Genomic DNA, 14,589 nt, shown 5'->3' with positions numbered 1-14,589 from the left:
TTGACACTTTTGTCATTCCTCACCAGATTCAACTCTGTTAAATAAATGTTAAAATCAATTTAAACAAACGTTTAATTTAAACAAACGTTTAATTTTGTAATCGAATTTAATATCAAACACTAATGACCGAATTTAATGATAAGCAAAATGAGATCCTTCTTGTAGCTGAAAAACTCTTTTCGGAGCATGGTTTCGACGGTACTTCGGTTAGGGATATTGCTAAAGAAGCCAATATTAACATTGCGATGATTTCGTATTATTTTGGTTCGAAAGAAAAACTCCTTGAAAAGTTAATCATCAACAGAATATCAGGTCTGAGACTGGAAATGGAAAATCTTTTCAAAGAAAATCTGACTCCTTTTGAAAAAATTGACAGATTAATCGAATTGTATATAACCCGTCTTAATCAAAACTGCAGGATGTACCAGATTATCCACTTTGAAATTGCGTCTAAAAAAAGAGACATTAATTACGAATCTTTTAATGACGTCAAAAGGACAAATCTTGAAGCTTTAAAGAGAATTATTGATGAAGGACAGGAAAAAGGGCTTTTCACCAAAAACATCGATGTGGCATTAATTGCTCCAACTATCATGGGGCCTTATTTCCACTTTCAGATGAATAAACCTTTTTATACTGAAATTCTAAATCTTAAAACCCCTGAAGATTTCGATAGATACATTCTTAACGATTTGACAAAACACATTCAAAAAACAATTAAAGCATTATTGGTTTATGAAAATTAAAAACACACTCCTACTTGGCGTTTCCTTTTTTGGACTAACTATTGGCTACGCTCAGGAAAGAAAAACGCTTTCGCTGAAAGAAGCTATTTCCTTGGCAACTACCAAAAGTAATGAAGCAAATCTGGCCAACATCAAGGTTGCTACTTCCAAACTGGAAATGGAAACCATGAAAAACAACCAGTATCCTAACCTGAAAATTTCCGGACAATTCCTGCAATTAACAAATGCTAATGTAGATTCAAATATCAAAATGGGTGGGTCTTCATCAGGAGGAAGCTCTTCTCCGGTTGAAGTAAGCCAGTTATTATTAGGTCAGGCGAATGTTTCCATGCCTTTATTTAACGGTTTCAAACTAAAAAACAGTATTTCTGCCTCCGAAAGTCTATACAAAGCAGAAACAGCTAATTCTTCACACACTAAAGAACAATTAGCACTTTATGTAGTTGAATTGTTTGCAAAACTGTACCAATCTCAGGAAACTGCAAAACTTATTGAGGAAAATTTAAAGAGCGCCCACCAGCGTACAACTGATTTTTCAGCTATGGAAGCCAACGGTTTAATTGCACGAAATGATTTATTGAAAGCTCAGTTGCAGGAATCAAACGTGCAGCTTTCATTAGATAGCGCAAATAAAAACGTTAGTGTCATTAACTATCAGCTGGTTACGCTTTTACAATTGCCAGAAACCACTCAGATCGACATCGATATCGAAACTATCAAAAGTGACATGCTCAAAAACCAGAACGTTGCCATCAATGCGCAAAGAAATGATCTGGAAGCACTTAATTTCCAGCAAAAAGCATCAGAATCAGGTATAAAAATTGCCCAAAGCGGTTATTATCCTTCTTTATCACTTGTAGGAGGTTATATTGCTTTCGATTTAAAAGATGTGATTACCGTAACCAATGCCATGAACATCGGTGTAGGTCTTAGTTATGATTTATCTTCTATTTTCAAAAATGGAAAAGAAGTAAAATTGGCTAAAAGCAAATCGGAACAAACCAAAACAGCTGTAGCCATCTTAACTGATAAAATCAAAGAAGAAACCCAACAGTCACAAGAAAATTACAATCTTTCATTAAAGCAAAATACCGTTTACAAACAAGCTGTTGAGCAAGCTACCGAAAATTACAGAATCGTAAAAGACAAATACGATAACAGCTTATCAACTACTAATGATTTGCTTGAAGCCGATGTACAGCAACTTCAAACCAAAATTAATTTAGCATTATCTCAAGCCGATATTGCTCTAAAATACTACCAGTTGCAATTTGCGACAGGAAAATTAATTAACTCATTCAATCTTTCTCAAAACTAAATATTTCATCACAATGGAAAAGAAAAAAACGAACAAGAAATTCATACTGATTTTTGCAGTCCTAATTCTTTTAGGCGGTACTTACGGAGTTTACAAATACCTTCATTCACTGGCTCACGAAATGACAGATGATGCACAAGTAGAGAAAAACATGAATCCGATTATCCCAAGAGTTTCAGGATATATCACAAAAGTATTTGTTAAAGACAATCAATTTGTAAAAAAAGGAGATACTTTATTTACTGTAGATAACAGAGATTATCTGGTAAAAGTAGCTGAAGCTAAAGCCGCTTTAATTGCAGCAGAAGAAAACTATGCTGTTTCTAAAGCCGATATCGGAACGGCTCAGGCCAATGTTTCTGTTTCTGATGCCAATATCCAATCGGCTGGCGGAAGTATCGAAACTGCAAAAATAAGATTGAACAGAGCTTCAAATGATTACGAACGATATAACAATCTATACAAAAATCATTCTATCACCAAACAGCAATTTGAACAGGCTGAAGCAGCTAAATTAGAAGCACAAAGCCAGTTGAGAATTTTACAGGAACAGCAAAAAGCGACTTCATATCAAAAAACAGTAGCTTCTTCAAGATCTAATGTATCAGCAAAACAAGCAGAAGTAGCTGCAGCCAATATTAAACGTGCACAAGCCGTTTTAGACGCTGCCGAACTGAACTTAAACTACACCGTAGTAACGGCTGCCATCGATGGGCAAGTATCAAAAATAGCGATACAACCGGGACAATTTATTCAGCCGGGACAGTCTTTATTTTATGTAATCAATAGTCAGGACGTTTGGATTATTGCTAATTTCAAAGAAACGCAGCTAAACAAAATGGTCGAAGGACAAAAAGTAACTATCAAGGCAGATGCTTTCCCTGACACTGAATTTGAAGGTACAATCGCTTCATTTTCTCCTGCAACCGGAGCTCGTTTCTCTATTTTGCCTCCGGATAATGCCACAGGAAACTTTGTAAAAACCATCCAGCGTTTGCCGGTAAAAATAAGCCTTACCGCCGCTAATGATGCATCAAAAATAAAATTATTACGTCCGGGAATGAACGTGGATGTAGATGTTCACATCAAATAATTTTATCAGGAGCTATTTCCTGCTATCCGCTGCAATCTTTTTTCGGTAAAAACCTCAAAAAAGGATTTCCGCTCCTATCAGGGCTAAGGCATTCTGTTTAAAAACAAATTATCAATTGCTAATTATCAATTAAATATGACAGCAACGACAGCAGATCCGGACGATTTAGTTGAATACGGCTTCAGAAGGATCATTATCACCATTACAGCAGTACTTTGTGCGTTGCTGGAAATTGTAGATACTACCATTGTAAACGTAGCTTTAACCAATATGCGCGGAAGTTTAGGCGCTACATTAACCGATGTAGCATGGGTAATTACCGCCTATGCCATTGCAAATGTAATTGTGATCCCAATGACAAGCTGGTTATCACAGCAATTTGGAAGACGAAATTATTTTGCCGTATCGATTATTATTTTCACCGTTGCCTCTTTCCTCTGCGGAAATGCAACAAATATATGGGAACTTGTAGCTTTTAGATTCATTCAGGGTCTCGGGGGGGGTGCCTTATTAGTGACAGCCCAAACCATTATCACCGAAAGCTATCCGGTTGCTAAACGTGGAATGGCACAGGCAATTTACGGAATGGGAGTTATTGTGGGTCCTACACTTGGTCCGCCTTTAGGAGGTTATTTAGTAGATAATTTCTCTTGGCCTTATATTTTCTATATCAATATTCCGCTTGGTCTTATAGCAACATTTTTGACTTTAACTTTTGTGAGAAGTCCAAAATATGGCGAAAAACTAAAAGCAAACCAAGTCGATTGGTGGGGAATCCTTTTCTTATCGGCATTTATCGGATCGTTACAGTTTGTTTTGGAACACGGGCAACAAGACGATTGGTTTAGCAATAACCTCATTGTTACACTAAGTATTGTTTCTTTGGCAGGTCTACTCCTATTCATCTGGAGGGAACTTACTTATAAACATCCTATCGTAAATCTAAGTGTATTAAAAGACGGGAATTTACGTATTGGTATTCTAATGGGTTTCATCCTTGGGTTTGGATTATACGGTTCAACGCTTGTTATTCCTATCTACACTCAATCCATTTTAGGCTGGACAGCTTTAGATGCCGGATTACTTTTAATTCCAGGGTCTATTACGACTGCCATTTTAATGCCGTTTGTGGGAAGAATGATTCAAAAAGGAATTCCACAGGGTTACATGATTGCTGTCGGGTTTTTAGTCTTCTTCTTTTTTACTTTCTGGATGCGGAACGTAATGACTCCGGATACCGGTGTTGAACATTTTTGGTGGCCATTAATCTTAAGAGGAATTGGACTGGGATTGTTATTTGTACCAATTACTACTTTGTCATTGTCTACGTTAAAAGGAAAGCATATTGGTGAAGGAGCTGCCTTTACCGGAATGATGAGACAATTAGGAGGTTCTTTCGGTATAGCCATTATAACCACTTTTATCACAAGATTCTCTCAGAAACACAGAGTTGATCTGATTGCTCATCTGGACGGAAGCCGAATAGAAGTACAACAACGCATTCAAATATTGCAAAAAAGCTTTATGTCTAAAGGATTCAGTTCAAACGAAGCCTTAAACAAAGCGTATCAGGTAATGGATTTTTCAGTAATGAAACAAAGCACTGTTTTAGCTTATATGGATATCTTTCTTTACCTGGGGATTATGTTTTTATTCTGCATTCTTTTTGTTTTCTTAATTAAGAAAAGTAAAAACGTAATTAATCCCGCCGATGCAATGCATTAATAATTTAAGGAAAAGTTAAACAGAATAACCGATTGAAATAATTGGTATATTTGCAAAAAATTTACAACACATGAATTTACAAAATATCCCTAATATCAAACACTTAGATAGTGGGAATTTCTTCATATTGGCTGGACCTTGTGCTATTGAAGGAGAAGAAATGGCTATGAGAATTGCAGAAAAACTAGTTGGAATAACTGACAAACTGCATATTCCATACGTTTTCAAAGGATCTTTCAAAAAAGCAAACCGTTCCAGAATTGACAGTTTTTCGGGAATTGGAGATGAGAAAGCTTTAAAAATTTTACAAAAAGTGGCTAAAGAATTTGGTGTGCCTACTGTAACGGATATTCATACAAATGAAGATGCTGCTATGGCTGCCGAATACGTTGATGTTCTTCAAATTCCTGCTTTTTTAGTACGCCAGACTGATTTGGTTGTCGCTGCTGCGAATACCGGAAAAACGGTAAATCTGAAAAAAGGACAATTTATGAGTCCGGAGAGTATGAAGCACGCTGTTCAAAAAGTACTTGACTGCAATAACCAAAACGTTATGGTGACAGACAGAGGATCTATGTTTGGTTATCAGGACATGATTGTCGATTTCCGAGGCATTCCAACTATGCAGAATATGGCCACTACTGTTTTAGATGTTACCCATTCGTTGCAACAGCCTAATCAAATGACAGGTGTTACCGGAGGACGTCCTGACATGATTGAAACGATTGCCAAAGCAGGTATTGCTGTTGGTGTTGACGGAATTTTCATCGAGACTCATTTTGATCCTGCAAATGCAAAAAGTGATGGCGCTAACATGCTTCACCTTGATTATTTTGAAGGTTTGATGACAAAACTTGTTGCAATCAGACAAACAATCAATCAGTTTTAATTATTTTTTCAATACTAATGAAACACTCATTTTTGATAGTAGTGCTGTTTTTTTGCGCTGCATTTCAGACAACTATTGCTCAAGACGGTACGGTTAATCCGGAAAAATACACGGCTCATAACAAGGGTAAGTTTTACATCTATTGGGGAGGAAACAGAGAAACTTTTTCAAAATCGGATATCCATTTTAAAGGTGCTGATTATGATTTCACCTTATATGATGTTACAGCTCATGATAAACCAAAAGGCTGGCATGTAGATTATGTAAATCCTGCAAGGATGACTATTCCTCAAACTAATCTCCGTATTGGGTATTTTGTTAGTGATAAATACAACGTTTCTATTGGTGTTGATCATATGAAATATGTAATGTTTCAGGACAGAGCGGTAAATTACAGCGGATACTATCCTAATGAAGGAAGTTATGATGAAGCATTCCCAACAGACAACAGTCAGGTTTTATTAACAGAAAAGTTTTTAACCTACGAACACACTGACGGATTGAACTATGTAAATGCTGAAGTTGCCAGAGTAGATGATATATCTGCTTTTATAGGCCTTCCAAATACCGATAAATTTCAGATTAACGTAACTGAAGGTTTAGGAGCAGGAATTTTATTCCCGAAAACCAATGCTAAACTTCTGGGTAAAGAGCGTCATGATGATTTCCATATTTCAGGATTTGGAATTTCTGCAAAGGCAGGATTAAATTTTACGTTCTTTAAGTATTTCTTTATTCAAACCGAATTAAAAGGCGGTTATATTGACATGCAAGACATTAAAACTACTTTTGAAGACGCTGATAAAGCCAGCCAGCATTTTTGGTTCTTACAAAGAAACATCACTGTAGGAGGAATATTCAGAATATAAAAACAACTTAAAAAATAGTTACCTTTTTATTTGGTAACTATTTTTTTTATTCTTTACTTTGTTTTTCAAAGTACTTTATATGGAAGCTAAAAATTATCTGGAAGACATAAAGGATATCAAACAAATGATGTCTCAATCAACACAATTTATCTCTTTAAGTGGCTTATCAGGAATTCTTGCCGGTATTTATGCACTAATTGGGGCAGCTTATGTAAACAATTTAATTTTAAAGCATAAAGGAGACTATATTACTTTAGAAAGTGCTACTTTCAGAGAAATTACACTAACAGCATTTGTAGTATTGGTTGCTTCGGTCATAACGGCTTCGCTCATGACAATCAATAAAGCCAAAGAACAAGGAGAGAAAGTATGGAATACTTCTTCAAAAAGATTGCTTATTAATTTCGCCATTCCATTATGTACAGGAGGAATTTTCACCTTACTTTTGCTTCGTCAGGGTTATTATGGCTTAATTGCCCCTATTACATTAATGTTTTATGGTTTGGCTTGTTTAAATGCCAGTAAATACACTTTACGTGATGTACGATATTTAGGAATTACTGAAATTATTTTAGGGCTACTGGCCGTTGAATTTTCAGGCTACGGACTGTATTTCTGGATAGTAGGTTTTGGGATCTGTCATATCATATATGGTGCAATGATGTATTATAAATACGATAGAAAATAACGGCTTCTGACAATTAAATGGAAATCATGAAAAAATCACTCATATTATTGTCCTTTATAGCATTTTTTATAAGTGCTTATTGCATCAAAACTAAGTCAGTTGCAAAAGAGGCTGACTATTCTGCTATTTTAGAGACAGTAAAAGATGGGGATATTATTTTTCAATCCTCGCAATCACCCCAATGCGAAGCCATCCGAATTGCTACAAGATCTAAATTCTCCCATTGTGGAATTATTTACGTGATAAAAGGAAAACAATACGTATATGAAGCCGTTCAGCCTGTAAAACTAACCCTATTGGAAAGTTGGATAACAGGTGGTGAAGGTCAAAAGTATGTTGTCAAAAGATTGAAAAATGCAGCTGAAGTATTAAATACTTCCACATTAAAAAAAATGAAAGATTACGGAAAGCAGTTTAATCACAAGGATTACGATTTGTATTTTGAATGGTCTGACAACAAAATTTATTGCTCTGAACTGGTTTGGAAAATCTATAAAAACGGAGCAAATATTGAATTGTGTAAATTAGTGAAGCTTAAGAATTTCAATTTAAAAAATGATAAAGTTAAAGCGGTTTTAAAAGAAAGATACGGGAATAATATTCCTCTTAATGAAGATGTAGTTGCTCCTTCTCAAATTGCCGATTCTAAATTATTAGAAACTGTAATTGATACTTATTAAAATTTGAAGAATATTATCCAAAATATAAACAAAGCTTTTGATCATCGCATCAGACTTGGCATCATGTCGGTACTGATGGTGAATGAATCTGCTGATTTTGCTACCCTTAAAGAACTTTTAGGAGTAACTGACGGTAATCTTGCTTCGCACACTAAAGCCCTGGAAACGGAAAGTTATATTATGATTGAAAAACAATTCATCGGTAAAAAACCGAATACAAGTTACAAAGCAACCAAAGAAGGCCGAAAAGCATTTCTGGAGCACATCAATGCTCTTGAAAAATTAATACAGAAAAGTTAACCTATTTTTTTATCTCTAAACTTTGAATTTCAAAGTACTTTTAAAATTAACAAATGAAAGATTTACTAATTCTATCCATTTACAAAATAATTAAAAAACCCTATCTGCTCATGTTTAAAAAAAATCCGGCTTGGGACTTAACAATTCAGGACTACCTCAATTATTCTGAAGATAGTCTTGGATTTCATTTGGGCAATTTTCTGGTCCAATCCAATTTAGAAATACAACCGCAACTGGAAGATCACGATATACATCACGTACTTACTAACATCGGGATTACTGTTCTTGATGAAATCGACATGCAATTCTATTTATGGGGAAATGGCAGAAAAACACCATCTTCCTTTACTGGAATTTTAGCAGGATTACTTTTCTATCCACTTCATTTTAAACGTTTCAACTCCATATACAAAAAAGGAAAACAGGCCCATCGATTTTATGATTTGGATTTTTCCAAAATGCTCTCACAACCTATTCAAACAATTCAATTTGCATTTAATATTAAATAAACATGAGAAATTTTAACTGGATAAACACTTTTTCGTTTTCAACATTAATCGCCATCTTTTCCTTCCTGATTGGAACTGTTCTGTTCCTTCTTTTTATCATTATTCCTAGTCAGAACTTACTGATAATTGGCTTCTTATATGTTGCAACAGCCGTTTTTATCAACCTGATAATTCTAATCAGCCTGATAGGTCAGTTGCTTTTTATTCCATTGGAAAGAACAGAAAACACCATCCGGATCTTAATCTTATTAAGCAATATCCCAATCGCTATACTATATCTGAGTCATATAATTTATTAAAAATCACAATCTAAATACTAATAAAATGGAAAATCAAACAGAAAACAACAGTCAGAACAAAGGTTCTTTCTTTCAATCAACAACGGCCAAAATGATGATGGTGGGTCTGCTCACCCTCGTGTTATTAATTCCATTGGAACTTGTAAAAGATCTCATCAGTGAGCGATCACAGCGGAAACAGGAAGTTGTCAACGAAGTAACGGAACTCTGGGGAAAAGATGTCTTCTTTTATGGTCCGATATTAAAAGTTCCTTATAAAGCATATAAAGAATATAACGTGACCAATTCCAAAACCAAAGTCGTTACTATCGAGAAAAGTGCCACGATTGAATATGCTTACTTTTTCCCTGAAAAATTAAGCAATAAATCGGATGTAAAGAAAAACACTTCATTAAAACGAGGCATTTATAACAATGTGGTTTTCACTGCTAACATGCATTTTGATGGACAATTCACCCAACCGGATTATGCAAAATTAGGTATTAAAGAAGAAGATTTACTTTGGGATAAAGCCTCCATTATTGTAAAAACAACCAATTTAAAAAGTATTAAAAGTGATTTAAATATCAGATTAAACAACCAAAAATTAGATTTCGAATCGAAACCGGAAGAAGACAATTTCTATGGAACTTTAGAGACCAGTACTTTTAATTATAAGGTTTTAGCCAATAAAGAAACTATTTACTTCAACTTCCTGATGCAATACAATGGAAGCAATAGTGTCAAATTTATTCCTGTAGGAAAAACAACTTCCATTATAGTAGATTCCGATTGGGATTCGCCAAGTTTTGAAGGAACTTTCGCTGCCAATGACACTACCAAAACAATAGGTAAAAAAGGATTTCATGCCGATTGGAAAATATTAGATATCAACCGTTCATTTTCACAGCAATATGCTGAAAAGATTCCTAATCTTAATGAATATTCTTTTGGTGTAAAACTAATTGAAACTGTCGACGAGTACCAACAAAGCGAGCGCGCTTCAAAATACGGGTTTCTCGTAATTGGATTGACCTTTTTGGTTTTCTTTCTGATACAATCCATCAGCAAAATCAGCATTCATATTTTTCAATACAGCATGATTGGATTGGCCTTGATTATGTTTTATACTTTATTGATCTCAATTACAGAACATTCCAGTTTTGCACTGGGTTATGTCATTGCCGGAATTTCAGTAATTGCCTTGATAACTTTGTATTCGGTCTCTGTATTAAAGAATAAGAAATTCCCACTATTTATTGGTCTTTCGCTTACTGCTTTATATACGTTTATATTCGTAATCATTCAACTGGAAAATTATGCGCTTTTAGTAGGAAGCATCGGTTTATTCCTGATTCTTGGGGCAGTAATGTACTTTTCCAGAAAAATTGACTGGAATAATTCCAATTCATAATAAGAGTGAATTCATATTGCATAAAAAAGCCCTGAAATTCAGGGCTTCTTTTATTATTCAATACCGTACTTATCGACCAGATAAATCAGTGAAGCCATAGTAGCTGCTCCCAACTCGAGTTCTCTTTTATTAATCGCATCAAAGGTATCATTTGCGGCATGATGATAGTCAAAATAACGCTGTGAATCAGGCAATAAACCGGCTTTAACGATTTTTGAAGATGTTAACGGTTCAATATCGGAGCCTGCATGCCCTTCTGAAAAAACATGAACATAGTAAGGCTCAAAAAGAGATTTCCAATTAGCAATTTTCTTACGATTTGCCGCATCGCTTTCTAAAGAAAAACCTCTTGGTGTAAATCCACCTGAATCACTTTCCATTGCAAAAATGTGGTTTTCGCTATTTTTCTGTGCCAATTCCTGATATTTACCTCCTCCTCTGCCTCCATTTTCTTCATTCATAAACAGTACTACTCTAAGGGTATTTTTCGGTTTGAAGCCAATGTTCTTAAATATATTGGCTACTTCCATACTTTGAACACATCCTGCACCATCATCGTGTGAGCCGTCAGCGAGATCCCAAGAATCTAAATGACCTCCAACCACAATTATTTTTTCAGGATGCTCACTTCCTTTTATTTCTCCAACAACATTGTAAGACAAAACATCATCTTCCATTTTACATGATTGTTTAAAATAGAATTTTAGTTTCGGATTACTTTTTAATGTCTTACTCAACAATTCAGCACCGTTAGTACTGATGGCTGCCGAAGGTATGTATTGTTCTTTCGGGATATCTCCATACCCCATCCAACCTGTATGAGGAAAATCATCTAATCTGTAAGTAAGCGAACGAACAATTGTCGCTATTGCTCCATATTTTGAGGCTTCTTTAGCCCCTGCTCTTCTCTGATCTCCGGCTCCGAAATAAGCACGAAATGCCTCAATTTGAGAAGCATCCATAGGACGATTAAAGAAGATTATTTTTCCTTTAATTTTAGCTTCTCCTAGTGTTTTCAGATCATCCATTGACTGGACTTCGATAATTTCAGCCATAATTCCGGCTTTCGGAGTTGCCACAGAGCCTCCCAAAGCACAAATAGGTACTACCGTTTTTTTCTTTCCATCAAGGAAATAGGCGGTTTCTTTTTCACCACGAACCCATTTTGGCACCATAACTTCCTGAAGATATACTTTATCGAAAGCTCCCAAAGCTTCCATTTGGATTTTAGTATATTCTACTGCTTTTTGAGCTCCATCCGAACCTGATAATCTGGATCCGATAGAATTAGATAAATAATCAAGCCAGGAATAGCATTTAGAATTAGTTAACGCTGATTTGTATATTGTTGCTAATTGGCTTTCATCCGAATTTTGAGCTAATCCAACAATGGAATTTAATAAAAGTAATGTCAGGAGTTTTTTCATTTTAGGGCATCTTTTTAATGAATAGTAAATTAACAAAATAAAAAAGTCCCGACAAAATCGGGACTTTCATTTATTTTCCATCTACATAATCTTGCAGATATTGGAATCTTTCAGTGAGTTTTCCGTTCTCAGTAATTTTTGCTCTCTGTAAAATGCCATCTTGATCATTGTTATAAAAAGCAGGAATTACATGCTCAAGGAACATTTCTCCAAAACCTTCGCTGGCATCTTTAGGCAATTCGCAAGGCAAATTATCAACTGCCATTACAACTATTGCAGCCGGATGCAAATAATCTACTTCCTTGTGCTCACTTGGCAAATAACCGTATAATGGCTCAGCAATTGTCGAAGCGCGAACCGTACAAGCAATTGGTCCATCAACATCACAAGAAATATCAGCAACAACCTTTATCTTGTTATCAGCAGCTTTAAGCATGTCCTGAGATAGTATTACCGGAGCACCGTTCCCGTAAAAATGCCCAGCCATGAAGATATCCGAAACTTTAGTAAAACGCCCGAAATCTGAAGTATAATACTCTGGATTTGCATAAAAGTCTTTTTTATCAAATGCATTTCCATCAATTCTTTTATTGTAATCTTCCAAATCTAAATGCGTATAAACAGGAATATCATAGCTCTTTGTCAAATAATCCGTAATGGAAACTTCTTTGATTTTCATCGCATCAAGCATTTCTTTAGCGCCTAATCCAACTTTACCATGACCTGTTAATACGATTTTTATAGGAGGTAGTACCGGTCTGCGCAGACGTTCGACCAAAGCATTTTTATCGGTTAATGTTTCTGCTTTGACTAAATTAAATAAATCGTATTTCATCCCAAATGCACGGATTCCGTTGTAAGCTCCCACAATTCCTGCATAACGCCCAAAACCGATTAGCCTATGATTTGCTTGATTTACAACGGTTTCATGGTCAAATAATTCAATGTTTTTTTCCAAGCAGGAAAGCAATAATTTTCTGTTATACGGTTGTTTTTTAATCGTATGTGAAAAGAAGAAATACTTTTTATTTGGAATCAATGACTCTGTAGGAACCTCTTTAACTCCAATTAAAACATCACAATCTGAAACATCATTAGTCACTTCAAACCCTAAATTGCTGTACAGTTCGTCTGGAAAAACACGTATGTCAGATGATTCGACTTTTATTTCAGCCTGAGGAAATTGTTGCTTCAGTCTGACCAATTCATCAGGTGTAAAAACAACACGTCTGTCCGGTGGGTTTTTTCTTTCTTTTATAATTCCAAATTTCATGTAACTGCTTGATTTTAAAGTTTAAAATAATTATAACTAATTATTTGATATTTGTTACAAATATAACAATTCCATGATATGAAACAAGCCAAAATAATTAGTTTTAACCTATTTTGAATGTCAATACTTTAATTATATTTGTTTTGTAAGTACTTAAAAATGACATCGAAACTAAACATAAAACTTCTCCTACTTTTTATATTGTTAACTATTTGTTTTTCATGCACTGAGAAAAAAAAGGTATTAAAAACAAAAGAAGAAAGCAAAGTAGGTTCTGTATACTCAATGCAGCCGTTTGAAGGCAATTTACCTGACGTAAGTCCTGCAGACAAAAGTAAGCTGCAACATACAATCCAGCACTTTTATGATAAAATTTATGTTCCGAATAATTTTTCAGGCAGTTTTTTAGTGGCTAAAAACGGACATATCATTTTTGAAAAATACCGCGGAATGTCTAATTTCGAAAATAAGGACACCATTACTTCGGAAACTCCGTTGCACATCGCTTCTTTAAGCAAGGTACTTACCGCAACGGCTGTTTTGTTTCTGATAGATTCAAAAAAAATCACTCTGGATCAAAGGGTAAATACCATTCTTGAAGGTTTTCCCTATGAAGATATAACTGTAAGAACTTTATTGAATCACCGTAGCGGCCTTCGTAATTACAGCTATTTTACCGATAAAAATAATGTCTGGAACAAAAGAGACACTTTGCATAACAGTGACTTGATTCCATTTATGGTTAAAAATGATATCGAATTAGAATTTAAACCTGATTCCCGTTTCAGTTATTGCAATACCAATTATTCTTTTTTAGCATTAATTATTGAAAAAATAACAAAAATGGATTACCGCACAGCGATGCAAAAACTCATTTTTGAGCCTCTTGACATGAAAAATACTTTTGTTTTTGATTTAAAAAGAGACGGAAAAACAGCAAGCCAATCGTATAAAGGAAACAAAATAAAGTACCCGCTTAACTATCTTGATGATATTTATGGAGATAAAAATATTTATTCAACTCCCAGGGATTTGCTGAAATTTGATATGGCAACTTACAATCCCACCTTTCTAAATAAAAAATTACTGAAAGAAGTATTTAAAGGATACAGTTATGAAAGCCGAGGTACCAGAAATTATGGTCTGGGAATCAGAATGTTTGAATGGGAGAATGGCAAAAAAATGTTTTATCATAATGGCTGGTGGCACGGAAGCACTTCGGCATATATCAAACTGAAAGATGAAAAAACGACATTAATCTGTATTTCAAACAAATACACGCGATGCACTTACAGATTGAAGCTTTTATCAAGCCTTTTTGGTGATTATCCTTTTGAATTAAAAGGGAAAGATGAAACTTTGGAATAAAAATTGATATAA

At 34.9% G+C, this 14,589-nt stretch carries 15 protein-coding genes; 13 read left to right on the top strand and 2 right to left on the bottom strand.

Going from position 1 to position 14,589, the window contains the following annotated elements; genetic code table 11:
• The first annotated feature begins 122 nt into the window (after positions 1–122).
• From ACRDEC_RS00845 to creD, 12 genes are all read left to right on the top strand, one after another.
• Positions 123–746 carry a TetR/AcrR family transcriptional regulator gene (locus ACRDEC_RS00845; protein ID WP_431496440.1) on the top strand — a complete coding sequence of 208 codons (624 nt, stop codon included), beginning with the start codon at positions 123–125 and terminating at the stop codon, positions 744–746.
• Positions 736–2,064, top strand: coding sequence for a TolC family protein (locus ACRDEC_RS00840; protein ID WP_431496439.1), 1,329 nt, complete (start codon positions 736–738; stop codon positions 2,062–2,064). The genes ACRDEC_RS00845 and ACRDEC_RS00840 overlap by 11 nt, the downstream gene beginning before the upstream one ends.
• 13 nt (positions 2,065–2,077) lie before the next feature.
• A complete protein-coding gene (locus ACRDEC_RS00835) occupies positions 2,078–3,157 on the top strand; it encodes an HlyD family secretion protein (RefSeq protein ID WP_431496438.1) in 1,080 nt (359 codons plus the stop codon).
• Positions 3,158–3,292: 135 nt separating this feature from the next.
• Entirely contained in the window at positions 3,293–4,882 is a 1,590-nt protein-coding gene (locus tag ACRDEC_RS00830) for an MDR family MFS transporter (protein WP_431496437.1), read from the top strand.
• A 70-nt stretch (positions 4,883–4,952) separates the two neighbouring features.
• Positions 4,953–5,771, top strand: a complete 819-nt coding sequence (gene kdsA, locus ACRDEC_RS00825) for a 3-deoxy-8-phosphooctulonate synthase (protein ID WP_431496436.1) — start codon at positions 4,953–4,955, stop codon at positions 5,769–5,771.
• A 17-nt stretch (positions 5,772–5,788) separates the two neighbouring features.
• On the top strand, positions 5,789–6,640 hold the full coding sequence (locus ACRDEC_RS00820; RefSeq protein ID WP_431496435.1) for a hypothetical protein: 852 nt from the start codon (positions 5,789–5,791) through the stop codon (positions 6,638–6,640).
• A 79-nt stretch (positions 6,641–6,719) separates the two neighbouring features.
• On the top strand, positions 6,720–7,328 hold the full coding sequence (locus tag ACRDEC_RS00815) for a hypothetical protein (RefSeq protein ID WP_431496434.1): 609 nt from the start codon (positions 6,720–6,722) through the stop codon (positions 7,326–7,328).
• A gap of 26 nt (positions 7,329–7,354) precedes the next feature.
• Positions 7,355–8,008 carry a YiiX family permuted papain-like enzyme gene (locus ACRDEC_RS00810; protein WP_431496433.1) on the top strand — a complete coding sequence of 218 codons (654 nt, stop codon included), beginning with the start codon at positions 7,355–7,357 and terminating at the stop codon, positions 8,006–8,008.
• A gap of 3 nt (positions 8,009–8,011) precedes the next feature.
• A complete protein-coding gene (locus ACRDEC_RS00805; RefSeq protein ID WP_431496432.1) occupies positions 8,012–8,308 on the top strand; it encodes a winged helix-turn-helix domain-containing protein in 297 nt (98 codons plus the stop codon).
• Positions 8,309–8,361: 53 nt separating this feature from the next.
• Entirely contained in the window at positions 8,362–8,817 is a 456-nt protein-coding gene (locus ACRDEC_RS00800; protein WP_431496431.1) for a hypothetical protein, read from the top strand.
• Between the two features lie 2 nt (positions 8,818–8,819).
• Positions 8,820–9,116 (top strand): hypothetical protein, encoded by a 297-nt coding sequence (locus tag ACRDEC_RS00795; RefSeq protein ID WP_431496430.1) that lies wholly within the window; start codon positions 8,820–8,822, stop codon positions 9,114–9,116.
• Positions 9,117–9,141: 25 nt separating this feature from the next.
• Entirely contained in the window at positions 9,142–10,509 is a 1,368-nt protein-coding gene (gene creD / locus ACRDEC_RS00790; RefSeq protein WP_431496429.1) for a cell envelope integrity protein CreD, read from the top strand.
• A 53-nt stretch (positions 10,510–10,562) separates the two neighbouring features.
• Here creD and ACRDEC_RS00785 read toward each other — a convergent pair whose 3' ends face one another.
• Positions 10,563–11,936: a M28 family peptidase gene (locus tag ACRDEC_RS00785; RefSeq protein ID WP_431496428.1), complete on the bottom strand. Its 1,374-nt coding sequence runs from the start codon at positions 11,934–11,936 to the stop codon at positions 10,563–10,565.
• A 70-nt stretch (positions 11,937–12,006) separates the two neighbouring features.
• On the bottom strand, positions 12,007–13,209 hold the full coding sequence (locus tag ACRDEC_RS00780) for an NAD(P)-dependent oxidoreductase (RefSeq protein WP_431496427.1): 1,203 nt from the start codon (positions 13,207–13,209) through the stop codon (positions 12,007–12,009).
• Between the two features lie 159 nt (positions 13,210–13,368).
• Between ACRDEC_RS00780 and ACRDEC_RS00775 the strand changes: the two genes are divergently transcribed.
• Positions 13,369–14,577, top strand: coding sequence for a serine hydrolase domain-containing protein (locus tag ACRDEC_RS00775; RefSeq protein ID WP_431496426.1), 1,209 nt, complete (start codon positions 13,369–13,371; stop codon positions 14,575–14,577).
• Positions 14,578–14,589: the final 12 nt, after the last annotated feature.

This window comes from Flavobacterium sp. (genome assembly GCF_050696275.1).
Lineage (GTDB): Bacteria > Bacteroidota > Bacteroidia > Flavobacteriales > Flavobacteriaceae > Flavobacterium.
This window is presented reverse-complemented; position numbering and strand designations above follow the sequence as displayed.